General features: G+C 59.4%; 23 protein-coding genes. 2 read left to right on the top strand and 21 right to left on the bottom strand.

The window, feature by feature from the left end; all coding sequences use genetic code 11:
- Positions 1-394 precede the first annotated feature (394 nt).
- The 11 genes from I2G43_RS02390 to I2G43_RS02340 all read right to left on the bottom strand — a co-directional run bounded on the left by I2G43_RS02390 (position 395) and on the right by I2G43_RS02340 (position 10,623).
- Positions 395-1,018: an AAA family ATPase gene (locus tag I2G43_RS02390; protein WP_118094044.1), complete on the bottom strand. Its 624-nt coding sequence runs from the start codon at positions 1,016-1,018 to the stop codon at positions 395-397.
- A gap of 48 nt (positions 1,019-1,066) precedes the next feature.
- Positions 1,067-1,705 (bottom strand): amino acid ABC transporter permease, encoded by a 639-nt coding sequence (locus I2G43_RS02385; protein ID WP_006235796.1) that lies wholly within the window; start codon positions 1,703-1,705, stop codon positions 1,067-1,069.
- A 3-nt stretch (positions 1,706-1,708) separates the two neighbouring features.
- Entirely contained in the window at positions 1,709-2,455 is a 747-nt protein-coding gene (locus tag I2G43_RS02380) for an amino acid ABC transporter permease (protein WP_035136546.1), read from the bottom strand.
- A 25-nt stretch (positions 2,456-2,480) separates the two neighbouring features.
- Positions 2,481-3,356: a transporter substrate-binding domain-containing protein gene (locus tag I2G43_RS02375; RefSeq protein ID WP_082435536.1), complete on the bottom strand. Its 876-nt coding sequence runs from the start codon at positions 3,354-3,356 to the stop codon at positions 2,481-2,483.
- An 8-nt stretch (positions 3,357-3,364) separates the two neighbouring features.
- A complete protein-coding gene (locus I2G43_RS02370) occupies positions 3,365-4,096 on the bottom strand; it encodes an amino acid ABC transporter ATP-binding protein (RefSeq protein WP_055251548.1) in 732 nt (243 codons plus the stop codon).
- A gap of 397 nt (positions 4,097-4,493) precedes the next feature.
- Complete coding sequence (locus I2G43_RS02365; protein WP_195534945.1) at positions 4,494-4,937, bottom strand: GatB/YqeY domain-containing protein; 444 nt, start codon at positions 4,935-4,937, stop codon at positions 4,494-4,496.
- A 54-nt stretch (positions 4,938-4,991) separates the two neighbouring features.
- A complete protein-coding gene (locus I2G43_RS02360; RefSeq protein WP_195534944.1) occupies positions 4,992-6,212 on the bottom strand; it encodes a peptidylprolyl isomerase in 1,221 nt (406 codons plus the stop codon).
- A gap of 171 nt (positions 6,213-6,383) precedes the next feature.
- The gene (locus I2G43_RS02355) at positions 6,384-6,848 is read right to left on the bottom strand and encodes a PTS sugar transporter subunit IIA (protein WP_195534943.1); all 465 of its coding nucleotides are present in this window, start codon (positions 6,846-6,848) and stop codon (positions 6,384-6,386) included.
- A 152-nt stretch (positions 6,849-7,000) separates the two neighbouring features.
- Positions 7,001-7,702, bottom strand: coding sequence for a phosphoribosylglycinamide formyltransferase (gene purN, locus I2G43_RS02350; protein WP_195534942.1), 702 nt, complete (start codon positions 7,700-7,702; stop codon positions 7,001-7,003).
- On the bottom strand, positions 7,692-8,795 hold the full coding sequence (purM, locus tag I2G43_RS02345; RefSeq protein ID WP_195534941.1) for a phosphoribosylformylglycinamidine cyclo-ligase: 1,104 nt from the start codon (positions 8,793-8,795) through the stop codon (positions 7,692-7,694). Before purM ends, purN begins: the two co-directional genes overlap by 11 nt.
- Positions 8,796-8,952: 157 nt before the next feature.
- Entirely contained in the window at positions 8,953-10,623 is a 1,671-nt protein-coding gene (locus I2G43_RS02340; protein WP_195534940.1) for an amidophosphoribosyltransferase, read from the bottom strand.
- A 286-nt stretch (positions 10,624-10,909) separates the two neighbouring features.
- On the opposite strand from I2G43_RS02340, the gene I2G43_RS02335 reads away from it, so the two are divergent.
- Positions 10,910-12,139 carry a putative ABC transporter permease gene (locus tag I2G43_RS02335; protein WP_117778665.1) on the top strand — a complete coding sequence of 410 codons (1,230 nt, stop codon included), beginning with the start codon at positions 10,910-10,912 and terminating at the stop codon, positions 12,137-12,139.
- 90 nt (positions 12,140-12,229) lie between these two features.
- On the opposite strand, the gene I2G43_RS02330 is transcribed toward I2G43_RS02335, so the two are convergent.
- The 10 genes from I2G43_RS02330 to I2G43_RS02285 form a co-directional block, all read right to left on the bottom strand.
- Entirely contained in the window at positions 12,230-12,646 is a 417-nt protein-coding gene (locus tag I2G43_RS02330; protein WP_117646157.1) for a molybdenum cofactor biosynthesis protein MoaE, read from the bottom strand.
- 67 nt (positions 12,647-12,713) lie between these two features.
- Complete coding sequence (locus tag I2G43_RS02325) at positions 12,714-13,712, bottom strand: class B sortase (RefSeq protein ID WP_117646156.1); 999 nt, start codon at positions 13,710-13,712, stop codon at positions 12,714-12,716.
- A gap of 35 nt (positions 13,713-13,747) precedes the next feature.
- Positions 13,748-14,212: a 5-(carboxyamino)imidazole ribonucleotide mutase gene (purE, locus tag I2G43_RS02320; RefSeq protein WP_006235810.1), complete on the bottom strand. Its 465-nt coding sequence runs from the start codon at positions 14,210-14,212 to the stop codon at positions 13,748-13,750.
- Between the two features lie 217 nt (positions 14,213-14,429).
- Positions 14,430-20,843 carry a discoidin domain-containing protein gene (locus tag I2G43_RS02315; RefSeq protein WP_195534939.1) on the bottom strand — a complete coding sequence of 2,138 codons (6,414 nt, stop codon included), beginning with the start codon at positions 20,841-20,843 and terminating at the stop codon, positions 14,430-14,432.
- 511 nt (positions 20,844-21,354) lie between these two features.
- The gene (locus tag I2G43_RS02310) at positions 21,355-21,795 is read right to left on the bottom strand and encodes a MarR family winged helix-turn-helix transcriptional regulator (protein ID WP_158550938.1); all 441 of its coding nucleotides are present in this window, start codon (positions 21,793-21,795) and stop codon (positions 21,355-21,357) included.
- A gap of 105 nt (positions 21,796-21,900) precedes the next feature.
- Positions 21,901-22,227: a hypothetical protein gene (locus I2G43_RS02305; protein WP_117646153.1), complete on the bottom strand. Its 327-nt coding sequence runs from the start codon at positions 22,225-22,227 to the stop codon at positions 21,901-21,903.
- 195 nt (positions 22,228-22,422) lie between these two features.
- Positions 22,423-23,250 (bottom strand): PTS system mannose/fructose/sorbose family transporter subunit IID, encoded by an 828-nt coding sequence (locus tag I2G43_RS02300; RefSeq protein ID WP_117646152.1) that lies wholly within the window; start codon positions 23,248-23,250, stop codon positions 22,423-22,425.
- Positions 23,250-24,107: a PTS mannose/fructose/sorbose/N-acetylgalactosamine transporter subunit IIC gene (locus tag I2G43_RS02295; RefSeq protein WP_089572605.1), complete on the bottom strand. Its 858-nt coding sequence runs from the start codon at positions 24,105-24,107 to the stop codon at positions 23,250-23,252. The genes I2G43_RS02300 and I2G43_RS02295 overlap by 1 nt, the downstream gene beginning before the upstream one ends.
- A 72-nt stretch (positions 24,108-24,179) precedes the next feature.
- Positions 24,180-24,668, bottom strand: coding sequence for a PTS system mannose/fructose/N-acetylgalactosamine-transporter subunit IIB (locus tag I2G43_RS02290; RefSeq protein ID WP_089572604.1), 489 nt, complete (start codon positions 24,666-24,668; stop codon positions 24,180-24,182).
- Between the two features lie 79 nt (positions 24,669-24,747).
- Complete coding sequence (locus I2G43_RS02285) at positions 24,748-25,182, bottom strand: PTS sugar transporter subunit IIA (RefSeq protein ID WP_089572603.1); 435 nt, start codon at positions 25,180-25,182, stop codon at positions 24,748-24,750.
- Positions 25,183-25,490: 308 nt separating this feature from the next.
- Here I2G43_RS02285 and I2G43_RS02280 point away from each other — a divergent pair, with 308 nt between their 5' ends.
- Positions 25,491-26,273, top strand: coding sequence for a GntR family transcriptional regulator (locus tag I2G43_RS02280; RefSeq protein WP_158551165.1), 783 nt, complete (start codon positions 25,491-25,493; stop codon positions 26,271-26,273).
- The last annotated feature ends 15 nt before the right edge of the window (positions 26,274-26,288 follow it).

Below are 26,288 nucleotides of genomic sequence, written 5' to 3'. Positions count from 1 at the left end.
CTATGCCGGTCGACCGACCACCACAAAGGGGACAGGCACCTTTGTGGTGGTTTTGGACTTGCCTGATCGTTTTGTCTCAATCTGTAACAGTTGGAGTCCGTTGAGCCCTGCAGTTGTTACAGATCGAGATATTGTGCCGGCCGCCCACTCCGCATCTCAATCTGTAACAGTTAGAGACCAAATATGCCGCCTGGTGTTACAGATCAAGACGTTGGGCTGACGGCCGAACGGTTCATCTAAATCTGTAACAGTTAGAGCCATTTTCGCTGGCTTGGTGTTACAGATCGAGACTATGCAAAAGCCGAGGATAGGCACTGCCGCCAAGGCCTTCCCCTCGGCCTAAAACAAAAACCACCACAAAGGTGCCTGTCCCCTTTGTGGTGGTTTTGGTCGGTTAGTCTTCGAGCTGCGCTACTTTGTAGCGGTAGGCAGCGGCGATAACGTCTTTGCAGCCCTCGCGGCCCAGCTTGGCGCGGTTGACGACGATGTCCTTACCGCTCGTCATCTTCCACTTGCCGGCGCTGTAGCGCTTGTAGAACGCCTCGCGCGCCTTCTGCTGCTGCTTGACCAGCTTGGCGCCCTTCTTTTTGTTGAGACCGCGCTTTTTGCGCACAATCTCGACGCGGTCCTCAAAGGGGGCGGTCACCAGCACGGCAATGTGGTTGGGGTTGTTACGCAGCAGGTAATCGGACAGACGGCCTTCGATAATGCAGCTCTCGGTCTCGCCCAAGTCCAAAATCACCTGGCTCATCTTTTGGAACAACTTGTCCGAGTACGAGCGCGCGTCGTAGCGGTCGGGCAGAAACGCCATGTTCTCCACAGCCAGACGCTCGTCATAGGCGGCCATCTTATCGAGTGACTCGCCCGCACGCAGCGACGCGCGCACCAGCAGCTCGTTGTCGTACAGAGGAATCCCCAACTCGTTGGCGAGGATGCGTCCAATCTCGTGGCCCTCGGCACCAAAGTCGCGCGCGATGGTAATGACCACAGGACTCTTCTTGTTCTCCAGATCGCTCATCGCGATTCCTTTCTCTATGTGACAAAGGGACTGTCCCTTTGCCACATTCTACGCTGCCACCATTCGCCTCTGATATGCGCGAACCAGCAGCGAGATACCAAAGTTGAGCACGAAGTACATCGCAAACACCAGGCCGTAGAGCATAAGCACCTGCGACAGGTCGATCGCATGGGCCATCACGACGTTTGCCGTGTACATGAGCTCGGCCACGTTAATGCCCGAAAGATACGAGCTGTCCTTAATGACGGTCGTGCATTGGCTAAACAGCGCCGGAATGATCGTCTTAAACGTCTGCGGCAGAATGATGTAACGCATAGTGGCAAAGAAGCCGAAGCCCTGGCTCTGCGCTGCCTCAAACTGGCCGCGCGGAATCGAGTTGAGACCGCCGCGCACAATCTCGGCCATAACAGCGCTGGTAAAGAGCGTAAAGGCGATGGTCGAAATCACAATATCCAAACCCTGCACCGTAAAGTAGATAAAAAGGATCCACAGCAGGTTCGGCGTGCAGCGGAACAGCTCGATATAGGCACTCACCAAAATACGGAACGGGCGGGGCGCATAGCTCTTAACGAGCGCCAGCACCGTGCCAAAGATGAGCGAGAAAAAGATCGACAGCGCCGAGATCTCGATCGTCTTAACAAAGCCGCCCCAAATGTAGAGCAGGTTGGTCGCGTTGAAGATTTCCATGCGCTAGGCCTCCTCTACGTTGTCGAGCCCCAGCTCGGCCAGGCTCACGCCGCGCGGACGCTCCTTGGAGCGGCGCTCGAGCCACTGCACCAGCATGGCGAGCGGAAAGCAGATGATGAAGTACATAAGGCAGCAGACGATGTATCCCTGCAGGTAACCGTACAGACTCACAAAGTTGTCGGAACGGTACATAAGGTCGCCGCCGGCCACAAGCGCCAGCACCGACGTGTTCTTGACCAGGTTGAGCGCCTGGTTACACAGCGGCGGCAGAATGATCTTGAATGTCTGAGGCAGCACAATGTACCAGTACGCCTGCGCACGGGTGAAGCCCTGGCTCTGGGCCGCCTCCATCTGACCGCGCGGAACGGCCTCGATACCAGTGCGGATGACCTCCGAAATGTAGGCCGCGTGATACAGGCCCACACCCAAGAAGCCCAGCACGAACGGCGCGATGCGCACCGGCTGGTCGGCACCGGTTATGGCCTGCAAAAACTGCGGACCGGCCATGTACATAAAGAGCACCTGTACGGGCAACGGGGTGTTCTGGTAAAACTCCACGTACACGCGGCTTATGGCGCGCAGCACGCGCGAACGGGTGGTGGAGAACACGCCCAGCAGCGTGCCCAGCACCAGCGACAGCAGCAGACCGGCAACGACCACCTGTAGCGTCACGCCAAAGCCCTCCCAGAAGGGCCCCATGTTTTGAAATGTCGTCGACCAACGGTCGGCGTCAAATAATCCTTCGAGCATTTGATTCCTTCCTTGGACGATGCGCCTATACAAGACCCCAGGTCTTGACCTCTTGGTCGAGCCAGCCGTCGGCCAGGCGATCGCAAATCACCTGATCGACCACGGCCGAAAGGTCGCAGCCCTTCTTGGTCGCCACGCCGTAGCCCTGCTCGCCAAACTTGACCTCGGGCTGCAGCAGCTCAACGGTCTCGTTCATGTAGCCGGCCAGCGTGGAGCGGTCCATGGCAAAGACGTCGATATTGCCGGCGTCGAGGGAACTCTTGATGATGGGATAGCCGCTAAAGGCCCTAAACTCGGGCTTACAGCTAAAGCCGTTGTCCTTGATCATCTGCTCGATCAGGCCCTGCGTGGTGGCACCCTGGCTCACGCCAATGACCTTGCCGTCCAAGTCCTCAATCGAGGTAAAGCCCGAACGCTTCTTGACCATGAGTCCCACGTAGTCGGTGCGGTACGGCGTCGAGAAATCCCAGCTCTTCTTGCGCTCGTCGGTGATGGTATAGGTCGCCGCGACCACGTCAAGTTGGCCGTTATCGATCAGCGGGCCGCGCGTCTTGGGCGTTACATCGGTAAACTCGACAAGCTCCTGGGCACGGGCCTCCTTGTAGCTCACGCCAAAGACGGCAGCGGCGATCTGGTAGCACAAATCGACTTCCATACCCTCAAAGCGGCCCTTGGCGGTGTCGTAATAGCCATAGCCGGGAACGTCCTTCTTAACGCCGGCATTCAGATGGCCACGCGACTTAATGGCCGCAAGCTTGGACCCCTTGTCGGAGCCCTCGCCGCTGGTGGAGTTGCCGCAACCGGTAAGCGCGGTCCCCGTCAGCGCAAGCATACCGGCGCCCGCCAGCTGCAAAAAGTGACGGCGCGACACGGCCGCCCTCGTCATATCCGTCATGTCCATCACCGCGCCTAGTGCAGAATCTTGGACAGGAACTCGCGGCAGCGCGGGTTCTCGGGGTTATCGAAGAAGTGCTCGGGCGTGCCCTCCTCCAGGATGCGGCCGTCCTCCATAAATATGACGCGGTCGGCCACCTGGCGCGCAAAGCCCATCTCGTGCGTCACGCAGATCATGGTGATGTCCTCCTGCGCAAGCTCGATCATGACGTCCAGAACTTCCTGGACCATCTCGGGGTCGAGTGCCGAGGTCGGCTCGTCAAACAGGATGATGGGCTGCTTGGTGCACAGGGCGCGGGCGATGGCGATACGCTGCTGCTGACCGCCCGAGAGGTTCTGCGGATACTCGCCGGCCTTATGCGCCATGCCGACGCGTTTGAGCGCGGCGATGGCGATCTCGGTCGCCTCCTCCTTGCTCTTCTTTTGTAGCTTGATGGGCGCGAGCGTCAGGTTGCCCAGCACCGTCATGTTGGGATACAGGTTGAACTGCTGAAACACCATGGAACTATACTTGCGAGCCATCTCCAGGTGATTCTTTTTGGTAAGCGGCGTACCGTCGATGATGACCTCGCCCGACGTGGGCTCCTCCAGATAATCGACGCAACGGATGAGCGTCGACTTGCCCGAGCCGGAAGGCCCGATCATTACGAGCTTCTCGCCGCGCTTGACGGTGAGATTGATATCTTTGAGCACATGCAGGTCGCCAAAGTACTTGTTGAGATGCTTGATCTCGATCATGTCTGCCATGAATGTCCCTTCCCTGCGTTTACACGAGTTGAACTATTGTACGGAAAGAACCACGTTTCCGCAGCCCACACTACATTCCCGTAAAGAACCCGCAACCTTCCGCCCACTCATTGGGGACAGACTTAAATGAGTATCTGCTCATTGGGCACTCATTTAAGTCTGTCCCCAATGAGCGCCCAATAACCAGCCAGGGGAGGCGCCCTTCATCAGACCCAAAAATAATCTAACCGCCCTTGTTGAGCATAAGTCAGCGAAAACCCGTACACGCGAGCAAGGTGACGTGAAATGAAAGGGCGCAGACCTTATGGTCGCGCCCTTGAAATTGAACGTCAGATTGCCGTGTGTACGGGTTTGCAGCGTCGAGCCGTTACGCGGTTTGATAAAACCGCTTAACAAATTACGCCAATTTTGCGCCGACGATCTTTGCCGCGGCCGGCTTATCGAAGTTGCCGCCAGTGGCCTTGCCGAGTGCACCCATAACCTGGCCCATCTGCTTCTTGGACGTGGCGCCCAGCTCGGCGATGAGCTGCTCGATCAGGGCCTCGAGCTCCTCGCCCGAAACCTGCGCGGGCAGAAGGCTCTCCAGAATCTTGACCTGCTCGGTCAGGTTGTCGGTACGCTCTTGGTCGGTGCCGGCCTTGATGGACATCTCCAGCGTCTCGCTCGTCTGCTTGATCAGACGCTTGATCATGCTGTTGACGTCTTCCTCGGTCACATCGCGGCGCTCGTTGACCTCGATATTCTTCACCTCGGCCTTAACCTGGCGAATGATGGACAGGCGAACCTTGTCCTTGGCCTTCATGGCCGCGATCATTTCCTTCTGCAGCTCTTCGTTGGTCATCTGCTAATCCTCTCTAATAGCGTGGGCGGTACGCGCGCGAGCACCGCCCCATGATTACTCAGTCGTCGACGAATCGTCGGTCGAACTCTTGGTAACGCCCTTCAGACTGACGTTGTATGGCACGTCTTTGGGCATGGGGTTGACGGTGATGTCGGCATCCTTCTTGTACTGCTCCAGCCACTCGCTGTACGCGGTGCTAGCCGCTTGCGTCTTCACCACGTTGGAGACGTACTTTTTGATGGCCTTGGGCACCTGGTTGATGTCATCAACCTGATTATCGACATGGAAGTAGTCGGTGCACTTGATGATGTGGTAGCCATAGGTCGACTCGATGACTTCGCTCACGTCGCCCTTGTTGAGCCCCTCGAGCGCCGTCTGGTAGCTGTCGACAAAGGTGGTGAGCTTATCCCAGCCCACATCGCCCTTCTTCTCCTTGGAACCGGTGTCCTCGGAGTACTGCTCAACGGCGTCCTCAAAGCTCAGCTCACCGGAGTTGATCTTGTCCAGGCACTCCTGCGCCTTGGCCTTGGCGGCAGCCTTGTCCTCGTCGGAAGCGTCGGAATCAACCTTGATCAGGATGTTCGACGAGCGGCGGGCGTCGTTGTAGCTGGACAGGTTTTCGTTGATGTAATCGACGATCTCGCTGTCCTTGGGCTTGCTCGTGGGCGCGACGGCATCCTTGAGTTTCTGCTGCGCCAGACTCTCCTTGAGCGAATCCTTGTAGGTATCCTCGGTATAGCCGTAGGTCTTGAGGGTCTTCTTAAAGGCTTTGGCGCCGCCGGCACTCTTACAGGCGTCCTTCCAGGCCTTCTCGACCTCCTCGTCCGAGACGGTCACGCCGTTTTCCTTCTGCGCTTGCTGAAGCAGAATCTGCTGCGTGTAGGAGTCGATGAGCTGCTTGCGGTACTTCTTGGGCGTGAGGTCGTTGTCGACCAGATACTGCGCCCAGTCCTTGTCCTTGGTGTAGCCGTAGGACGTGCGCGTGCTCATGATCTGCTTGGTCACGGTGTCCTCGGTGAGGTTGGTGCCGTTGATAGTAGCAGCAACACCGCCGGTCAGCTTGTAGCCCGAGGTGTCCTCGGCCTGCGACATAAGGCCGGAGCACGCCATCGCCGAGACGGAAAGCAACATTGCCAGCACGCCAATAACCACCAGGACGATCTTGGCGGTCTTGGACACGCGGGTCTTGCGCTGCTTCTTGCGAGAGCTGGAGGCAGCGCGAGCCTGCTGCTCGGGCGTCGGCTCGGGTGCGGGGTTCTTTTTCTTATTTGCCATAGTTGGCCTTTCGCATAACGAATCGAACAAACGCCATTGTGTCACAACGCAGCCCCCGCGGCACGCTTGGTGCATTGGAGACAGGTTAATCTGCACCATTTTGGTGCAAAGGGGACAGTCCTTTTCTGCCGGCAGTTAGGGACAGTCCCCAAGTGCCGACTCAGCTCCACCTTAGAAGTGACGACGGATGGCGTCGACCATGCCCTGGGACGTGGTCTGGCCGAGCACGTCGGCTGCGGCATCGGCGTCCATAAAGATGTTCATGAGCGCCTGCAGGGCCTCGACCTGGCCGCCCGGCTCGGCAATACCCAAATTGATGACGATCTGCGCCGGCACCGGAGCGCCCATGCCAGCCATAGCGTTAAATGTCACGGGCGCGGCGGGCTTCACCACCGCGATATAGGGCTTGGCCACAAACCCCGGATCGGTATGCGGGATGGCGATGTTGGCCGCCGGCATGGCAAGGCCCGTGGGATAGGCATCCTCGCGCGTGCGGACAGCGTCGAGCCAACCGGGTGCAATGAAGCCGCGTGGGGCAAGTTCGCCCTCGAGCCGCGCAAACACCTCATCTGGCGCCGCGCACTCCCAATCAAAAAACACCAGCTCAGGCGTAAACAGCGCCTCGTTATCCGCCATGCGCTCACCTCTCTCACCTAGTCACCTGCGACGTTCTTAAACGGCTAGTCGTTTAAGAACGTCCCCAATGACCGCCCAAAACAAAAGGTGGCCACGCGCGCCTTGGCGCCAATGACCACCCTGACCACTCAACTAAATTGTACTGTGCACCGCTAGCCGCGAGGCGCGTCAATTGCGACCTTGCCGCTCTCCAGCACGTGGACGCGGCCGTCGGCGAGCATCTGCACGACCTCGGGATACAGCACGTGCTCAATCGCGTGGATGTGCTCCTCGAGCGTGTCGACATCCCAGCCCTCCTCAACAGCCAGCGCACGCTGGGCGATGATGGGACCGTTGTCGTAGACCTCGTTGGCAAAATGCACAGTCACGCCAGTTACCTTGACGCCGCGCGCAAAGGCATCGTCAATCGCATGCGCACCAGTAAAGCTCGGCAGCAGCGCCGGATGCAAGTTGACCACGCGGTTGGGAAACGCCGCCAGCAGAGGCGTGTGCACCATGCGCATGTAGCCGGCCATGACCACATATTCGCAGCCGCGCTCGAGCAGCTCATGCGCGATGATCTCGTCAGCCGCGATGGGGTCGGCATAGACATCCTTGGACAGCGTAAGTGTCTGGATGCCCGCGCGCTCAGCGCGCTGCAAACCCTTAGCCGAAGGACGGCTCGACACCACAAGCTCAATCGAGGCGTTGAGCTTGCCGGCGGCGATCAGATCGATCAGCGCCTGCAGGTTGGTACCCGAACCGCTGATGAGCACACCGATCTTGAGCGGCTCGGCCGTATCGGTGCCGGTCGGACGGGCGTAGGGCACAAAGCCCAGGCCCTCGGCAGCAGCCATCTGCTCGTTAGCGCTCATCGGAGTACACGACCTTACCGGAGCCCTCGACGCACTCGCCCACGCGGAACGGCTTCTCGCCCAGCGCGACCAGGGCCTCGGTAACCGCGGCCTCGTCCTCGGGGGCGACGATCAGGCACAGGCCGACGCCCATGTTGAAGGTCTTGCATGCCTCGTTGGGCGCGAGCTCGGCCTGACGCGACACGTAGGTGATGACGGGCGGAACGTCCCAACCCATCTCGGCGCCGTTGCGAGTGACCACGGCGTCGACGTCGTCGGCGAGTGCACGGTTGAGGTTCTCGGTAATACCGCCGCCGGTGATGTGGGCGATAGCATGCACGTTGACGCCGCCGCGCAGCAGCTCCAGAATCGGCTTGACGTAGATGCGCGTGGGGGCCAGCAGGGCGTCGGCCAGCGATGCGCCGCCGAGCTCCTCGAGCGGACGGCTCAGCTCCTCGGCCTTAGCGGCGGCCTCGGGCGTGCCCGGCTTGATGCCGTCGACGCCAATGACCTTGCGCACGAGCGAGTAGCCGTTGGAATGCACGCCGGTGGAGGGCAGGCCCAGGATTACATCGCCGGGGCGAACGTTCGCGGGGTCGAGCATCTTGGGACGATCGACAACACCCACGGTAAAGCCGGCGAGGTCGTAGTCGGCCGGAGCCATGACGCCCGGGTGTTCGGCCATCTCGCCGCCCACGAGCGCGCAGCCCGCGAGCTTGCAGCCGTCGGCCACGCCCTTGATGATCTTTGCCATGTGCTCGGCCTCAATGTGACCGATGGCAACGTAATCCAGGAAGAACAGCGGCTCGGCGCCCGAAGCCAAAATGTCATTGACGCACATAGCGACCAGGTCCTGGCCCACCGTCTCGTGACGGTCCATGATCTGGGCGAGCACGAGCTTGGTGCCCACGCCGTCGGTGCCGCTGATCAGGATCGGGTCTTCCATATCCTTGAGCGCGGCGGCCGAGAACAGGCCACCAAAGCCACCGATGCCGCCGATAACCTCGGGGCGGTTGGTGTCCTTGACCATCTGCTTAATAGCGTCGACGGCGCGGCCGCCCTCGGCGGTATCGACGCCGGCGTCCTCGTACGTCACATGCTTGCTGTCGCTCATCAGAGCCTTCCTCTCCCACTACCGTGGCGCCGCGCAGGCGCCAAACGGTGCTCATATTTGCGTTCATTTCGGCGCGCACCATAACAGCACGCGCCGTCATATCAACAAAACGGCAGATAAAACCTGCCAAAATAAACCTGTCCCTACATGGCAGGTTTTAGGCCTCGCCGTGCTCCTCTTCCCAGCTGCGGTCGACATATTTCTCGACCACGGCGTCGTCGTCAAAGTGCAGCGGCTTGTCCAGGTTGCGGGGCTTAAAGCCCTCCATGAACTTGTCACGGCCAAAGCTCTCGGGAATCGCCACGGGATAGCGGCCGGTAAAGCACGCGTCGCAGTAGCCGCCCTTGGGCATGACCTTCAGCAGGCCCTCGACCGAAAGGAAGGCCAGCGAATCGGCGCCAATGTACTCGCAGATCTCATCGACCGTCTTGTTGGCACTGATGAGCTGCGACTGCACGTCGGTATCGATACCGTAGAAGCACGGCCAGATGACCTCGGGCGAGTTGATGCGAATGTGAATCTCCTTGGCGCCGGCGTTGCGCAGCATCTTGACGAGCTGCACCATGGTGGTGCCGCGCACAATGGAGTCGTCGATGACGACCAGGCGCTTGCCCTCGATGTTGTCGCGCAGCGGGTTGAGTTTCATACGCACGCCCATGGCACGCAGCTCCTGCGTAGGCTCGATAAACGTACGACCCACGTAGCGGTTCTTGATAAGGCCCTCACCAAAGGGAATGCCACTCTCGTGCGAATAGCCCTCCGCGGGCGGCAGGCCGGAGTCGGGCACGCCGATGACCAGGTCGGCCTCGACGGGCTCCTCATGTGCCAGCTGACGACCCATGTCATAACGGCAAGCGTAGACGCTCTTGCCGTTCATGATGGAATCGGGGCGAGCGAAGTAGACCTGCTCAAAGATGCAGTTAGCAGGCTCCTCGGCGGCAGGCACGCCTTGCTCGGACACAAGGCCCTCGGCGCTGATGCGCAAAATCTCGCCGGGACGGACGTCGCGGACGTACTCGGCACCCACAATGTCGAGCGCACAAGTCTCGGAGGCGACGACCCAGCCGCCGGCGCGGGTGACATGGGTGGCAACGTCAACCGTCGCGGCGCCGTCCTGCGACGGCAGCTGCGAAACGGATGCGGCATCGGCCTGGTCCAGGCCCTCGTCCACCAGCTTGCCCAACACCAGTGGGCGAATGCCATGCGGATCGCGGAAGGCGTAGAGCGCCTGCTCGTTGATGAGCGTCATGGCATAACCGCCACGCACGAGCTCCATGGTCTTGCGAATGCCCTCGCGCAGGTGGCCCGTACGCTGGGTAAAGTAGCCGATGAGCTTGGTCGCGACCTCGGAATCCGAATTGGAGAGGAACGGCACGCCCAGCTCGATCAGCTGGCGGCGCAGCTCGTCGGTGTTGACGAGGGTGCCGTTGTGCGCGAGCGCGATAATGACGCTATTGATGGTAGAGAGGTGCGGCTGAGAGGCTTCCCAGCTCTTGGCGCCGGCGGTGCCATAGCGCACGTGGCCCACGGCCAGCTGGCCGGAGAGCGTCGACAGGTCGGCGTTGGAGAACACGCGGTCGAGCAGGCCCAGATCTTTGCGGACCATAACCGTGCCGCCGTCACCCACGGCGATTCCAGCCGATTCCTGGCCACGGTGCTGCAGCGCACGCAGGCCAAAGTACGTCAGTCGAGCCACGTCGCGATCGGGCGCCCATACGCCGAAAATGCCACATTCCTCATGCAGCTGGTCGGAGTCCGGATCATACGTCGACATGGTGTTCACCTGTCCCGCGGCACGCTCGGCCGCGCGGATGGTTTCTTGAGACATGGTATCCCCTCAGAGCCTCGTATTTTTGGCGTTACCCGCCTTATTATACGCACGGCGCGACGTGCTCCCCAGCGCATGAGCAGCGCTTTTTAAAAGCCCACCGAGCTAATAATCAGTTTTGTTGCCAAACATTTTATCGGTCTGTCCAGTGTAAGTGCCCGCGCCCCCAGATGGCCGCCGCGTCTGCCGTTGGGGATTACAAAGTTGCAATTGGGACGTTCGTCCTGTCTTTTGGCAGGTCGGCGGCGTATCCTTATAACCTACAACAAAGCGAGAAAGGTTCTGTATGGATCGAAACGAACTCGACCCTAGCGTCCCCAGCGCCACAGAGGTCAAGAAGATTCCCCTCATCATTAAGGTGTACGCCGTCCTGTGCATCCTTTCCGGCGTGGGCACGCTCCCGTCGGTCGCTGCCTTTATGTGGCAGGTCATCACGGCACTTGTTAACGGCAACGCCACCGAAAAGCTCGGCGACAACACGCTCGTCGCAGTCGGCCTTATCGTCGCCGGCATCATGCTCTCTGCGGCAAGTGCCGTCATCCTAATCATCTTTGGCCTGGACCTTATCAAAAACCAGCGCCGCAACGCCGCCCGCCTGTCCTACATCCTTATTGCATTCACCGTCGTCGAGCTTTTGGTCGACGTGATGCTCCAGGGTATCGGGCCCTTCTTGCTGCGCCCCGCTATTCAGCTCGGCATCCTCATCGCGCTTTCGGCCACCGTCGACCCCACGCTGCGTCAGGAGCGCGAGCTGCAGCGCCGCCTGCAGGAGATGCTCGACCGCGATGCCGCCGCCGAGGGCATGCTCGGCCGCGATGAGACCGGCGAGGGCTACATCAAGCTCAACTACTTCAACCTGTTCTGGGTATTCTTCGTCTGCTGCGTACTGGGACTTATCTTGGAGGACATCTGGCACATGACGGTCAACGACCCGGGCGTCTACCAGGACCGCGCCGGCATGCTGTTTGGCCCTTTCAGCCCCATCTACGGATTTGGCGCCGTGCTCATGACCATGGTGCTTAACCGCTTCTACAAAAAGAACCCCATCATCATTTTCCTGGTGAGCGCTGTGCTCGGCGCGAGCTTTGAGGTGTTCGTGGGCTGGTTTATGCAGACCGCGTTTGGCGTGGTCTCGTGGAGCTACTCGCACATAACGCTGTTTGGTTTGCCCGATCCGCTCGTGGTCCTCACGGGCGGACGCACCTGCACGGGCTTTGCCTGCCTGTGGGGCCTAGGTGGCCTCATCTGGATCAAGCTGCTGCTACCGAGGCTGCTTAAGCTCATCAACAAGATCCCCTGGAAGAGCCGCTACTCGGCCACCGTCATCTTTACCGTCATTATGCTGGTCGACGGCGTCATGACGCTGCAGTCGCTCGACTACTGGTACCAGCGCGTTAACGGCACGGAGCCGGACATTCCCGTCGCACAGTTCTACGGCAAGTATTTCGATAACGACTACATGGAGAACCGCTTCCAGAGCATGACCATGAGCCCCAAGGACGCCACGCGCGTTTAGCGCCCGCCGCGCCCAAAACGCAAAATGCCCGCCGGTATCACACGTACCGGTGGGCATTTTTATAAACGATCCTTCTATCGACGCAATCCTCTATGCCTCGCGCTCGACCTCACTCACGCATTCGTTCTTGATGGTGCCAACGAGCGCCTGCAGTGCATCGACCACGTGTGGGCGAATGTCCCCGCCGATAAGCACGAGCATGATGTCGTCACCTACGGTAAGCTCGCCGCTTGCCAGCCACACGCGCACATAGCCGATACCCGGCATCGCGCGCGTAGTCTCGATAGCAGACCGTACCTTTTCGGCGTCGTAGTCAAAGACCATGCCGCCCACCCTGTGGCCTGGCGCCACGCCATCGGTCTCGACTCCGCGCACCTCAGCCTTGGGCGTCGCGCGCACCACACCGTTATGCGTCAGATACATCCCACAGCCTGCCGCCGAAGCATCGGCCTTGGCCTCGCGCAGCCAAGCATCAATCGAAGGCATCAATTTGCCACTCTCGAGCATCATTTCTCCCTTACCGTCGTCGAGTAGCCAATTTGGGACGGGGCCTTTTTAGCTACTCTCGAACAACTTATTCCTCGACCGGCGTGAGCACCATGACGGCGCGTGTGTTGCTCAGCGACAGCGAACGACAGGTCACAAGCGTTACAACCTTAGTTGCCGAAGCGGCACGATCGGTGGCATCACTCGCCACGGCAGAAGCGCCGTCGAGCATCTCGGACAGGTAGTTCTTGAGTCCGTCGTCGCCCTCAAAATTGGTCGTGCGCGCCTTGGCATACGTGTCCTCGACCACCTTGGTCGCCAGCGGACGCAACTTATACGTCGCATCGCGCGTGATGTAGTACACATATTCAATGCTATCGAACGTTGCCTGGTCAGTCGTATCCGAAATCACGTTGAACATCGACCCATCGTTCATATGGTGGCCGTAGATCGTGGTCTGCTGGTCGACCATTCCCGGCGCGGTGTCATCGCTATCCAAGAAGATGGCACCCGAGGCGTTAGACGTGCCATCGAACAGCGTGTTGAGGTATTTGGAGTTGTTGTTGGTCTGCACCACGGGATAGTTGATGTTGGTTCCCGGCACGTAAATCCAACCCACAATCTCGGGGTTCGTCTGAGCAAGCGCATCAAAGTCGATAATCGGCACGCCGCTGGCGTCCTTATCGCTTACATATTGCTTCTCGATTTTCTGATACGAATCGCTCGCCTGCTTATAGCCAATCTGGGCATTAATAAAAATAGCGGCGGCGGCGACAATCAGACCGATACCGATGATGATGAGCAGAATGGGAATAATGGAGTGGCGCTTTTTGCGCGGCGGCTCGGTGCGATCCGACGGCGCGGCATGCGATGAAGACCGGGGCGGCTTCTTAGCGGAGCTATAAGACGAAGGACGATATGCGGCCGGCGCGTCCTGTCGACGATGCGTCGCCGGTGTCACGGGGCGCGGCGCGCGCGGCTGCTGAGGAGAGGATGTCCGACCCTGCTGTGCCGCACGGGCAGCACCCGGCTTCGACGGATCGGGAATCTGAGAAGCCTTGAATCGTTTTCCCTGATAATCGGACATGGCTCTCCTTATACTGCGGTGAAACGGCGGAACGCTTAGGCGTCAGCCATCTCCTGCTTCATCTTCTCGATAACCTTGCGGTACTCGGGGTCGCAAGCACCCAGAATCTGTGTGGCATAGATGGCGGCGTTCTTGGCACCGTTGATGGCAACGCAGGCCACGGGCACGCCCGAAGGCATCTGCACCATCGACAGCAGCGAATCCATACCGCCCAGGTCACTCGTCTTCATAGGCACGCCGATAACCGGCAGCGGCGTAAAGGCAGCCACGACACCACCCAAGTGAGCGGCCTTGCCGGCGGCGGCGATAATCACTTTGATACCGCGATCGGCGGCAGTCGAAGCCCACTCGTGGACCTTCGCCGGCGTGCGGTGCGCGCTCGCAATGACGAGCTCATAGGGCACACCCAGTGCCTCGAGCTCGGCGGTGCAGCCTTCCATAACGCCCAGATCGGACTTGGAACCCATGATGATCCCGACAACCGGCTTCTGATCTGCCATAAACATAGACCTCCTGTTGAGAGCGGTGACGCAGCGAATCCGCGACCCTTAACTGCAAATAATTCAAGTATAGCCACCGATGCCGATGTGTTCGGTGAGAGACGGAATGCTTTGCGAGATTAAGGCCGAAGGGTCGGAGCTTTCCGCCTACATTCAAAAAGCATGCCCACCGTCCTTGGGTGGGACGGCGGGCACGCTTGCTTAGCTGTTGCTGGGGCTACTTGGCCTTGCTGCGACGATGGAAGAAAGCGCCGATCGCGGCGATGATGGCGCCGAGACCACCGACGGTCACGACGGTCGCCGCCGTCTGGTCGCCGGTATTGGGGATCGCCGAACCGTTCTTCTTGCTGCCCTGGGCCTTGTCGCCTGCGGGCTTGCCCGCCTGGTTGCCGCCGTTCGAGCCATTGCCGGAACCCTGGTTGCCCGAGCCGCCCTGGTTGCCGGAGTCGGCATCCCTGAGGCTCTCAATGGCCAGCTTGAGCTGGTCATAGGCCGCCTGGAGCTGGGTGTCGGAAGCATTCTCATCACCCAAGACGTCCTCGGCGTAGGTAATGGCATCCGTCAGGGCCTTGACAGACTCGTCCGTCTTGCCCCTGGTGTCAGTCTCCTTCGCCTGCTTGACCAGGGCCTTGAGCTGCTTCTTAGTCGGATTCTCGACCGGGACCACCGGGGTCTTCTCGAGCGCGCCGCGGGCGCTCTCGAGCGCCCTGAGCGCCTGGTCGACCTCGTCCTGCGTGGCGTCCTCATCGCTCAAGATGGCGCGGGCGCTCGCCAGGGCGTTCTCGAGCGCCGTCCAGGAGGCCTCGGTGTAGTCACCGGCCTTGAGGTCGCCGGCAGCAACCTCGGCATCAACCTTTTCGATCGCGGTAGCGAGATCATCCTTCGCCACCGGATCGGGGACGGCCGTACCGTAGAACTTGAGCTCCGCCATGCTGCAGTAGGCATCAACGTCGCCACCGCCGGCGTGAATCACCTTGACGGTCACGTAGCGACCGCGCGCGGCGCCAAAGCTCATCTGCTTCCAGTCGCCACGGTCGGTGAGCACGCGGCCGTCGTTGTCGAAGGCGAACGTACCCATCGACGCGGCGGTGCCCATCTCATAACCGTCGGCAGTGTCGGAGACCAGTATCTCGGCCTCGAAGATATCGCCGTTAGTGCCGCCGTCCTGGCGCGGCAGGAATGTAACGTCGGTGAGATCGTAGTCGCGGCCCAGGTCGACACTCAGATACTGGGGCATACCGGTCCCATGGGCCCAGTCGCTGTGCCAAAGCGTCCGCTCGTCGCCGTCGAGAGCGTTGACGGCGTTGCTGCCCTCGTAGTCGGCCTCACTCGAGAAGTCGGCCACCTTGACGTTCTTGCGGTTCTCGGGCGTGTTGATGAGGATCTTCTCATCGACAGGGCGCATCTTGAGGCCGTCGATTGCCTTCTCGATCTTGGCAGTGGCGTCTGCGACATCCTTCTTGCTATAGCTGCCCTGGCCGCTGTCGAGGAGCTTCCGAGCCGCCTCGACCGCAGTGGTGAGAGCTGCATAGGAATCCTTGGTGTAGACGGACTCGCTGTAGCCCGCGGCCTTGGAAAGCGCTGCCACGAGCGCAGAGGTATCGACACCAGCCTTGACCTCGACCTCATAGGATGCGGTCTTGGAGGGGTCGAGTACCGACGCCACCGTGATCTTTGCCTTGCCGGCCTTGTTGGCACGCAGGTAGTAGCTCACGCTATCGCCAGCCTGAACAGCGGAGACGCTTACCACAGAGGGGTCGGAGCTCTCGACCGTCACATAGGGGTAGCCAGCGCTCTCAGGCGTAGCCTTGGCGTCGACGGGCGTAATGTCGCCTTCAAAGAACTCGGTCTGGTTCTTGCCTAGCTCGACACCCTCGATGGCCTCGACACCCTGCGTGTAGTTGAAGTTGACCTCACGCAGTGTGAGCATCTGGTCACCCGATGCCTCAAGCGGCGTGACCTCGACCTTAGTCACCTTCTTGCCCTTGTTCTCGGCAGAGAGGTCAAAGGCGTAGCGAGCCAGGAAGGAATCGTACTCCCCGCCCGCGAACTCTTGGATCGAGCCATCCTCGAACGTCACGACGGCCTTGATCTTCTGTACGGTTCCGTTGCCGCCGTTGCGGTTAACGACCTCGACGCTATCGAGTTTCGACGGCGTCTTAAATGCGAATGTCATCGTGGTGGGAAGCTTCACGTAACTCGGTAGCTTACCCTCGCTGTCCCAGTTGCCACTCCAGTTCCACAGGAACTCAAAGCCGTTGTCGCCCTCGTTATTATCGAACAGCGCGTTATAGCTCTTCTGCTGGATAAGTTTCTCGACGTTGGTCCCGTCGTCGGTCGTGAGCTCATCGTTGGTCATCGTGATGTTGAAGGCATCCTGGGCGTACTCGGCGACCGTTGGCTGAGGAACGTCCGGCATCGTCACCGTGCCGTCGCTCGCAAACTCAAGTGCGTCGCATGCCGGGCCGATAAGCCAAGATGTCGAGGGCAGTTCGACCTTTCCGGCGGTCTTGGCCTTGAGCTTGAAACTCGCCACCGCGCCAGTACCGTTGTAGAGCTTGCCATCGCCGCGGTTGGCAAAGGCGAGATTGATAGTCTGCGTTCCGTCCACGAACTGGACCTTCTCGCGAGACAGGTTCTCCATGCCGGCAGTCGAGCCGTCCTGCGCGATGCTCTCGGACACAAACTCGAACTGGTCGCTCTTGAAGTTGACGAGGGCGCCCAGGGCGTTGACGTTCTTGGCGTCGGCCGCATAGACATCAACGGTGATCTCATCACCGGCCTCGACCTCGGTCTTGCTCGGAATCACCGCGAGCGAACCTGCGACCTTGCCCTTTTGTTTAGTGCCGCCGTCAAGACCCGCCATGGTGAACGAGTAATCGTAGACGTCGTAAACGCCGTTATCGTTGAGGTCGGCGAAGTGGTCGCGGATCTGCGAACCGAACGTCGGGGTATCGGGCTCGCGATTCTCGAGGCCCAGATAGTTCTTCATGTTGGAGTAGTCTCCGTCGGAGATCGTGGCCTTGTTGAGGTTGGAGCCCACGGCGAAGCCATCCGTGCCGTCGGTCTTGTAGATGGCAATCTCGGACGCGGAGAAGAAATTGCCGACCGAGGCGAGCGGTGTCATGCGCACGTAACGGGCGGCCACGGTGCCGTCAAACGCTACCGTCTTACAATCAGCGGAACGTGCCCAATCGACCTCCTGGCTCGTCCAGTGGACGCCATCGAGACTCGTCTCAACACGCATCTTGGTCACGGTGCCGTTGCCGGCGTCATCGCGCGGATAGTACTCGAGCTTATCGAGCTTGTAAGCGCGTCCATAGTCAACGGTAAGCGCCTTGCCCAGATCGTTGCCACCGGAGTGGAAACCGCCGTCGCCCGACTGGAACTCATGGTCGAAGGCGAGCTCGGCCTTATGGCTGCCGTAAAGTGAGCCCTCCCAGGTGATTTCCTCGGCGTCGGGGACGTTCCGCCACGGATCGAGTGCGGAGTTCGCCTCGAGCACATCGCTCCAGGCGGAGTAACCTTCGGCGTTGCGCGAACGAATCTGGTAGGTGTGCTTGCTATTGTAGGCGAGGTCGGTGTGCGTGAACTCGGCCGCATCACCCACGGCAAACACAGTGCCGTCGACCTTAAGGTCGTAGGAGGTAGCACCATCGACCTTTCCCCAGGTGAGCTTGATGCTCGTTGGGGTCGTGGCGTCCTCGGGGGCAGCAAGGTTCGTGGGTGCGGAGAGGTTCTCGTTGAGGCGATCGGCTGTGAGCGTGGCGTCGGCGTTCACGAAACCGCCCAGCTCAAGCGTCTGCGCCGCTGCAGCAACATCGGTCTTCGCGAACTTGACGTAGACCTTGGGGTTCGTGGTGATCTTGGTGTTGTTGAAGCTCTCGCCCTGCTCGGCCTCGGTGCCGTCCGCATCGCTGCCGTAGTGGTTGAGGTTGGGGGTCTCGCTGTAGAAGTAGACCGCCTGGCCGGCCTCGGGGGTCGCGGCGTCAAAGGTCTCCTGCGAGTCGACCTCAACCACGTTGAGTGCGGATCCGCCGTTCTTGGCGACAACGCTCGTGGGCTTGGCGGACACATTGGCCACGAAGGTCGTGGTGCGGTTGGAGTCGTAGCCGTTGTAGCCGCCCTGCGAGGCCTCGGCGGTAAAGGTCGCGGTGCCGCCTGCGGCCTTGGAGCTGTAGACGGTGCTCACATGCTCACCGTAGGAGATATTGTCGATCGTGCCGTAGGAATCGTCCTCAGTCGTGTTGTTCTCGATGGAGGAGCCGTCGTCCTCGTACTGCGTAAAGGTGCCGTCGCCCTCGGTGGCGAAGAACTCGACGATACGCTGGCTGCGGTCGGTACCCTTGGTGTTGGTGTCGCTCACGGCCTCGGGGTTGTTGTTCTCGGCGTACATCGGCACGATAGCGTTGGCCTTCACAAACAGCGGCAGCTTCCAAAGCGGAGCCTCGTAGTTGTTGAGAACCTGGCCGCCGCGATACTGCTTACCCGAGAAGTAATCGATCCAGATGGTGGGATTCTCGTCGGTGCCGTAGTTGGGGAGGTAAATCCCATTGCGAATGTCGTTGCCGTTCTCGTCTGCCTGGGTATCCTGATACACCGGTGCCACTAGGAAGTTCTCACCGAACATATACTGGTACTGCGTCGAAGTGCTTGCGGCGTACTCGGAGTTGTCGGAAAGCAGCATGGCGCGGATCATGGGCAGGCCGGCATCGCCGTTACCCGTGTCGATGTTGGCCGCCGAGGCCGCGCTCGTGTAGATATAGGGCATGAGCTGCGCCTTGAGCTTGAGGTAGAAGCGCGAGATGCCTGTGTAGGGATCGCCGTGCGTCATGGGCGATTTACGGTAGGTGCCCCAACCGTCCATGTCAAGCATAGAGGGCGTGAACGTCTTCCACTGGTAGTCACGCGCAGAGATGATGGGGTCGCCGCCAAAGATGCCATCCATGTCGGAGCCGATGTTGGGGTTGCCCGAAAGACTCTGACCGATATACGTGGGGATATGGAAGCGAATGTACTCCCAGTTACCGCCATACTGGTCGCCGGTCCAAATGCCACCAAAGCGCTGCGTGCCGGCCCAACCATCGAGCGTGATGATGTTGGGGCGCTTGTTAGCGCCGGTCGTCACCGTGTCATAAGCTGTCTTGATGCCATTAAGACCAAAGGAGTAGCCAGATCCAACCCAGGCAACGTCGGTCTTAAGGGTAGTGATGCCTCCCGTCTTGACCTCGGCGTCGAAGTCGCGAAGCAGATGCCACGGGGTCTCAGGGTTGCTGTCGGGCTCAAGGTTGGACTGGGTCCACAAGCCCGTGCTCACACCCTTGGAGTTGGCATACTCGGTGAACTTCTTAAGGTTGTCGACATTGGCACGCACAGCGTTAAGACGGTCGGCCGAGCTCGCTCCGTCGGAGTTGACGCCGCCGGTCTTGTAGTAACCGTTCTGGCCATAGCCGGCGCCGTAACCGTCGTTCGGCAGGAACCAGCCGAGCGGCATGTCGTTGTCCTCGTAGTCATCGATAACCTGACGAGCAGAGAACTGGCGGTCGAAATCGGTCGCTTTCATGTTCTCGGTATCAACCGTAGGGCCCTCACCGTTGAGCGTCTCGGCCGCAAGTGTGCCGTCGAGCTTGTAGCCCGTCGACATGCCAGACTCGTACTTAACGTCGCCCTTCTCGCTCGAGGACTTGCTGCCCTTGGTCTCCCACTTCTTTTGACCCGAGGTCGTTGACCAGCCATCACGGTTATAGGCATTAAGATGACCAAGGTAGAACCCGTACTCGGGCAGCAGTACCGGGTTACCGGTCACCTTGTAGTAGTCCTGCAGCATCTCGGTTGCCACGTTCGAAGCGCCCTCGTTGGTCGCCACGAAGTAGTAGGCATCAAACTCATTCTCGCTGTGCAAAGTCGTGACCGTCGATGAGTCCGTGGAACCGAAGTCGTAGGAACCCTCTGCAAACGTGTTTCGGAGTACGCCGTAGCCGTCACTCGTCCAATAAAACGGGTTGGGCGAGGCAACGCCGCCATCGGTCCAGTTGTTCGTGTTGGAGATGGCGATGGTCTGGTTGGTGTGCAGGAAGCGTCCGTTCTGGGTGCCGCCGCCAAAGAAGTTCTCGGACTTCTCCTTGGCGAGCGTCTGGACGGTACCCTTCTTATCAAGGTCGAGGGACGCGGACTCGGAAACCACGACACGGTCGCCTGACTTGATACTCATCTTGCCAGTCGCCTTGTCCAGGATCACGGTCGCCTTTCCGCCGGTGATCTCGATAGTGTCGCCCTTGTCGGCAACCGTCGCACTCGGCTTGCTGTAGGTGTCCGAGGTATCGGGCTGAGCCTGGATCTTAGCCGTGTGGGACTTACTACGCGGCGTGGCGTACTCGGAAAACTCACCCTTGGGGTCGACGTTATAACGGAAAATACCGTCCTCGAGGAACGTAATACGGCCCTTGATGCCGTCAGCGAAATCGATGTCGACGACATTCGAGGCAGACTGGGACACGGTCGCCGAGTCGACGCCCTTGAGTGGCGTGGCAATCGCCTGCTGGGGATTGGCAAACACGAGCGTCGCTGCAGTGGCAACGAGGACCGCGCTTCCCTTCACCCACCGTTTCGTAAAAATGGAATTCCTGCGCATCTGGTCTCCTTTCTTCCGACATGCTGAGGTGCCGAGGACGCCCCCCGGCAGCATGGGAAAACGTATCAAACGGAGATGTTCGGTACATTCCGCACAATGGGGGCCACCCGTTACCAAGGGGCCAACTGATAGTAACCAGATAGCCACCTACTAGGTCATATCAACATATGGGAGCACTTGCGCACCCAAGTTCGGAATTCTCCCAGCGGCAGCAAAATAAGCGTCAACGGCAAGGTGGGCTTAATAAGCCATACCAATTGGTTCTTCAGTCAAATACCAATCTAGCAAAAATGTACTGTTTGTCTGGTATTACACAGACCATACCTTTCCCTCGGGAACTGGGCTTCGCGAAGTTTCCCGAGGGAAAGGCTCAGCCGCCATCCTGCAACCTACCGGGGATTGCCATGACGTACGTTGGCTGATTTGGTTTGGAATGAGATGTTGACGGTGGCTGATGGGCACAACTGTCCCGGGTGCATTTCAAGATGCACCTAAATGTCTGTCTTTATCCTTATAGATTGTCCAGGTAGTCGTCGGCATCATAGGTAAGGCTGTAAGCTTTATTCAGGATGCGCACGAGCTCCTGGGCATCGTGCTCGCCGAGCGCTGAGAGTTGTTTCGAGAGCGATGCCACACTCTCGGCATTTTTTTTCGCCGCGAAATCACGGCCTTCCTCGGTAATGCTCACCAGCACACGCCGACGATCGTTTGGATCAGTCCTGCGCTGAACGTAACCCTTACTCTCGAGTGAATCCAAGATATGCGACATGCGCGCACGGGAGAATTTCAGCTTCTTGGCAATCTCGGAGGGAATGACATCACCGTCAATACCCGATAGATACTGTAAAACCGGTGCCTCGCCCACACTGGCGCCGCCGGCAGCACTCAAGGATCCCTTGGCAAGGGAACGTGAGTACACAATCAGTTTTCGAGCGACGTCATCGTAATCCACTGGGGATATTGTCCTTTGCAACTCTAGAAGGGCCATAAAACCGTCATTTGCCGTACATTAGTTAACATTCGCAACAATTTTTTTATGATACCCCAACGCGGAAGTCTATTGCTCGTCCTTCTTGCGTCGCATAAGCTCCTCAACGTCGACACCAGCGGCCTCGAGCATGCGCTCGACATTCTTTTTGGCGTTGGTCGTGCCGACCTTAAGCACGATCGAAAGCGGAGTGCCCACCACCAGGCACACGATGCCCACGGGGACACCCCAGCCGGGGCCGCCCTGCATACCCCACATCCCCATCAAAAAGCCAATCGCCACGAGCGAATAGCCCAGGCGCAGCCAAACATTGAGCCGCTGAATAGCATCGGTCTGCATCTTTGCCTCGCGAATCAAGTCGTCGCGCGAAAGGTCGTGTCCATGTTTCTCGTGCATATGGTCCTCCTCGTGCAAAGTGTGCATCATGCGCAAGTGCATCGTTTGTCGAATACGTCATCTTTCAAGAGCAATATAGCGGGTGTCGTGTAGGCGATGGAGGTCGCTAGCCATATTGCCCTTGAAGGGCGGCGCAAAATCAGAAGGCCGTGCGGTTGAGGCCGCACGGCCTTACAGGGGGCCAGGGGATGATGACTAGTAGCTCAGTGCCGGGTCGAAGAAGCCAATGAGAACGCCCACAAATGCGATCACAACGAGGATCAGCATCATAACGATGGGGTTGACCTTCTTCTTGGTCATCATGTACCAGCAGAAGATGATGAAGATCATCGGCAGCAGGTGCGGATAGATGCCATCGAGCGTGTCCTGGAACTTACCGCCACCGGGCAGCACCAGGTTGGGGCTGCAGGTGATGGAGACCCAGGTAGCACCGACTGCACCGATGACCATGGTACCGACCATCACGATGGAATCACGCAGAGCCTTGGCCTTGGGGCCGACGAGGGCCTCGACCGCCTTGCCGCCGAGCTCATAGCCCTGGTTGTAGGCAAAGCGCATGCCAAGGAACATGAGCAGGTTCCACACGACAATATAGAAGATGGCGCCGAGCGGGGAGCCGCCGGTCGAGAGACCGAGGGCAATACCGAGCAGGATCGGGATCAGGGTACCGACGATCAGCGAGTCGCCAAGGCCGGCGAGCGGGCCCATGAGGCCGGCGCGGATGCCGTTGATGGCGTCGTCGTCGATGGCCTCGCCGTTTGCGCGAGCCTCCTCGAGGCCGGCGGTGACGCCGACAATCATGGTGCCGATCTGCGGCTCGGTGTTGAAGAACGCGGAGTAGGTCTGGAGGGCCTGCTTCTGCTCCTCGGGCGTGTCGTAGAGCTCCTCGACAATCGGAAGCATGGCGCACAGGTAACCGAAGGTCTGCATGTGCTCCTGCGAGAAGCAGGTCAGGTTGCCATAGGACCAGTTACGGAACGACTTGGCAAGCGTTTTCTTAGAGAGCTTTTTCTTCTCTGCCATTAGATGTCCTCCTCTTCCTCATCATCTGAGCCCGAGGCGATAGCTGCCTTGGGAGCGTTTGCGAGGTCGATCTTGAGCGAAGCGATCTCATAGTTGATCAGGGCGAAGAAGCAGCCGATGCCGGCAGCGGCGATCAGGTTGCAGCCCATAACAGCGGACAGGGTGAAGCCGAAGAAGAACGTCAGGAAGTCCGTGGGCTTAGAGATGACCTGCTTGAGCAGGATGGCGATACCGACGGTAGGCAGCAGCGAGCCGACGGTAAACAGCGTCTTCATCGCGATGCCGTCCATGGGCATGTAGGTCTTCATGAGGTCGACCATGGCGGTGCCGCCCATGGTGATGATGAACGTCGGGAGGAACGAGCAGACGATGTGACCGATCCAAGGCAGAACGTTGTTGACCAGGTAGAGCTTGTGGAGATCGCCCTTCTCGAGCCACTTCCAGCCCATGCCCTGCCACACCAGGTTGATGGTGGCGGTGCCATAGAAGAGCACAGTGCCGAGCGTGCCGACGGCGGCACCGAGGGATGCGGCCATGCCGGCAGCCTCAGCGGAGGCGGGATCGATGCCCGAGTTCTTGATGGCGAGGATCGCCAGCGGGATGCCGATATAGGACACGGCGCGGACGTCGGCGGAGACGGTTCCGCCGGGGGTCACGAGAGCGATGTAGACAACCTGGATGGCAGCGCCGACGAGGATACCCGTCTGCATATCGCCCATGATGATGCCGACGATGAGGCCGGCGACCAGAGGACGACCCAGAGTGTAGTTGCCGATCGTCGTGCCGCCCATGCCAGGCAGTGATGCCAGGCAGGCGAACAGGCCGAACAGCGCGGCTTGGAATGCATTGATTGCCATGCTTTCCCCTTTCTTTATTCCTCAGCCCCTTTCACCAAGGGCTGTAGATACCAAAATGCGGCTGGCACCTAACTAGAAGCCAAACTGACCGCGGAACTTGGGCCACTCACCGATGGACTTCTCCTTGATAAGGGCGAACTCGACCGTGTAACCGGCGTTGGTGAGATCCTCGAGCGCCTGGGCCTCTTCCTGCGTGATCGACTGGTTGTTGCCAAGCTTGGTGGTGCCGGGACGATCGTTGCAGGGACCGACGATGATGCGGTCCATGCCGGGCTTAAAGCCAAAATCGACGAGAAGTTCCTTCATGTCGAGCGGGTTCTTGGTGATCAGGAAGTACTTGGTGTCGGACTTGAGAACCTTCTCGGAGACCTCCTTGAAGTGCTCCTTGGTCCACACGAACGTCTTCTTGCCCGAGGCACTCTTGTAGGCCTCCTTGAGCACGGGGTTGGACGCTGCAGCGTCGTTGACGGCGATAAGACCGTCGCAGGGATACTCGAGGGCCCAACGGGTAACGGTCTGTCCATGGATCATACGGTCATCAATACGGATGAACGAAATCATGCGTTCTCCCTTTCTTTATCACCGGGGGTCTTTCCTCTTAACCCCCGCTCCATCACGAAAATTTGGGCGGATGCGCTGCCTAGATGTCGTCGTCCTCGTCGTCGGCGTCATCGGTCGGGACAACGAGCTCGGACATACCGTTCTTGCCCTCCTGCAGCATCATCTGCTTGAGGGAATCCAGGTCCATGGTGGCAAGCCCCATCATGGCGGTCATAGCCATGGGCAGATTCATACCGCCGAAGGCAATGGTGTGGGCGAGCAAACCCTTCTCGGCCAGCGTGTTCATGGCATTGGTGAGCGGCGATCCGCCCAGGATGTCACCAAGCAGGACAACCTCGTCATCGGCGGTAACGGGAGCGAGCATCGCCTTGACGTTCTCGACATACTCGTCAGCGCCCATGCCGTCCACGAGACTCGTCGACAAGATGTTCGGGGCGTCATTGCCGAGCATCTTGAGGACACTGTGCAGTCCGGGAGCGAGCGTTCCGTGACTGACCATTACCAGATACCGCATGCGGTCTCCTCTCGACCTGCCGTGTGTCGCACGGCTTTGCTTTTTGCTGAGATTATTGTTGCGCCGGGGCATGTTCGGTACAAGAAAATAGTTGCGAACGGCAACTATTCATCGGTTAACGGTAGCAACTATTTTTGTGCCTAAATTATTTTTTCTTCTAATTATTTTTAAAATAGCAGGTAGATTGCCTGATAAATGTTTTATGTTCCTTATGCACCATACATACCAGCAAGAATCGGGCCTGGCATCTCCGGTTTGCCCCGCAGTGTCAGACCATGTCACGTACGCCCACGACATGGAGGTACCCCATGGATATGATCTCGTTTCTCGCCTCCGAACCCTTCGACCGCAGCGGTGATACGCCGCTCTATGTCCAGCTTAAACATCGAATCGCTCTGCTTATCGCCAGCCAGGCGTTCGACACCAAGACGCCGCTGCCACGCGAGCTCGAAATCTGTGAGCGGCTGGAGTTATCGCGCGCGACCGTGCGCCGTTGCTTCCAAGATCTCGTCATCGAGGGGCGCGTGGTGCGCAAGCGCGGCCAGGGCACGTTCATCAAGCCCCAAACTTCAGCACCCGGCATCGACCTGGCCCTGAATTTCAGCGCGCGGATGCGCGAAGCGGGACGGGTTCCGAGCTCGCAGATTCTCGCCTTTTCAAGCATACCGGCCGTCCGCGGCATCGCCTCCGGGCTCAAAGTGCCCGAAGGGACACCCGTCTGGGAGATTCGCCGCCTGCGTCTCGCCAACGACAAACCCATGGAGCTCAACTACGTCTATATCCCCGTGTCACTTTGCCCCGAGCTCACGCGCAAAGACGTGGATGGCTCGCTCTACGCCTACATCGCGGAAAAGACCGGCATCCTGCCCGCAAGCGTCGATGCCGTCTACGAGACGGTCAACCTCGACAAGCATGAGGCGCGTCTTTTGGGACAGAACACCGGTAAGGCGGCGATGCGCATCGTGCGTTCGACCTACGACAAGACGGGAACCCCGTTCGAGGTAGGCGTGCTCATCAGCTGCGACGGTCAGGCAAAGCTGCACGTGCACATCGCCGCCGACAAAACAACCTTCACCGCCACAGCCCAATAAATCCAAAACGTGGGC

Origin of the sequence: Collinsella aerofaciens (genome assembly GCF_015557435.1) — a bacterium.
In the GTDB taxonomy this organism is placed as follows: domain Bacteria; phylum Actinomycetota; class Coriobacteriia; order Coriobacteriales; family Coriobacteriaceae; genus Collinsella; species Collinsella aerofaciens_Z.
The sequence above is the reverse complement of the archived record's forward strand: the minus strand, read 5'-3'. Positions and strand labels throughout refer to the sequence as shown.

Bases quoted from the DNA above. Each gene is read 5' to 3' on its own strand.
- I2G43_RS02390 (WP_118094044.1), bottom strand. From the start codon at position 1,018: ATGAGCGATCTGGAGAACAAGAAGAGTCCTGTGGTCATTACCATCGCG.
- I2G43_RS02385 (WP_006235796.1), bottom strand. From the start codon at position 1,705: ATGGAAATCTTCAACGCGACCAACCTGCTCTACATTTGGGGCGGCTTT.
- I2G43_RS02380 (WP_035136546.1), bottom strand. From the start codon at position 2,455: ATGCTCGAAGGATTATTTGACGCCGACCGTTGGTCGACGACATTTCAA.
- I2G43_RS02375 (WP_082435536.1), bottom strand. From the start codon at position 3,356: ATGGACATGACGGATATGACGAGGGCGGCCGTGTCGCGCCGTCACTTT.
- I2G43_RS02370 (WP_055251548.1), bottom strand. From the start codon at position 4,096: ATGGCAGACATGATCGAGATCAAGCATCTCAACAAGTACTTTGGCGAC.
- I2G43_RS02365 (WP_195534945.1), bottom strand. From the start codon at position 4,937: ATGACCAACGAAGAGCTGCAGAAGGAAATGATCGCGGCCATGAAGGCC.
- I2G43_RS02360 (WP_195534944.1), bottom strand. From the start codon at position 6,212: ATGGCAAATAAGAAAAAGAACCCCGCACCCGAGCCGACGCCCGAGCAG.
- I2G43_RS02355 (WP_195534943.1), bottom strand. From the start codon at position 6,848: ATGGCGGATAACGAGGCGCTGTTTACGCCTGAGCTGGTGTTTTTTGAT.
- purN (WP_195534942.1), bottom strand. From the start codon at position 7,702: ATGAGCGCTAACGAGCAGATGGCTGCTGCCGAGGGCCTGGGCTTTGTG.
- purM (WP_195534941.1), bottom strand. From the start codon at position 8,795: ATGAGCGACAGCAAGCATGTGACGTACGAGGACGCCGGCGTCGATACC.
- I2G43_RS02340 (WP_195534940.1), bottom strand. From the start codon at position 10,623: ATGTCTCAAGAAACCATCCGCGCGGCCGAGCGTGCCGCGGGACAGGTG.
- I2G43_RS02335 (WP_117778665.1), top strand. From the start codon at position 10,910: ATGGATCGAAACGAACTCGACCCTAGCGTCCCCAGCGCCACAGAGGTC.
- I2G43_RS02330 (WP_117646157.1), bottom strand. From the start codon at position 12,646: ATGCTCGAGAGTGGCAAATTGATGCCTTCGATTGATGCTTGGCTGCGC.
- I2G43_RS02325 (WP_117646156.1), bottom strand. From the start codon at position 13,712: ATGTCCGATTATCAGGGAAAACGATTCAAGGCTTCTCAGATTCCCGAT.
- purE (WP_006235810.1), bottom strand. From the start codon at position 14,212: ATGGCAGATCAGAAGCCGGTTGTCGGGATCATCATGGGTTCCAAGTCC.
- I2G43_RS02315 (WP_195534939.1), bottom strand. From the start codon at position 20,843: ATGCGCAGGAATTCCATTTTTACGAAACGGTGGGTGAAGGGAAGCGCG.
- I2G43_RS02305 (WP_117646153.1), bottom strand. From the start codon at position 22,227: ATGCACGAGAAACATGGACACGACCTTTCGCGCGACGACTTGATTCGC.
- I2G43_RS02300 (WP_117646152.1), bottom strand. From the start codon at position 23,250: ATGGCAGAGAAGAAAAAGCTCTCTAAGAAAACGCTTGCCAAGTCGTTC.
- I2G43_RS02295 (WP_089572605.1), bottom strand. From the start codon at position 24,107: ATGGCAATCAATGCATTCCAAGCCGCGCTGTTCGGCCTGTTCGCCTGC.
- I2G43_RS02290 (WP_089572604.1), bottom strand. From the start codon at position 24,668: ATGATTTCGTTCATCCGTATTGATGACCGTATGATCCATGGACAGACC.
- I2G43_RS02285 (WP_089572603.1), bottom strand. From the start codon at position 25,182: ATGCGGTATCTGGTAATGGTCAGTCACGGAACGCTCGCTCCCGGACTG.
- I2G43_RS02280 (WP_158551165.1), top strand. From the start codon at position 25,491: ATGGATATGATCTCGTTTCTCGCCTCCGAACCCTTCGACCGCAGCGGT.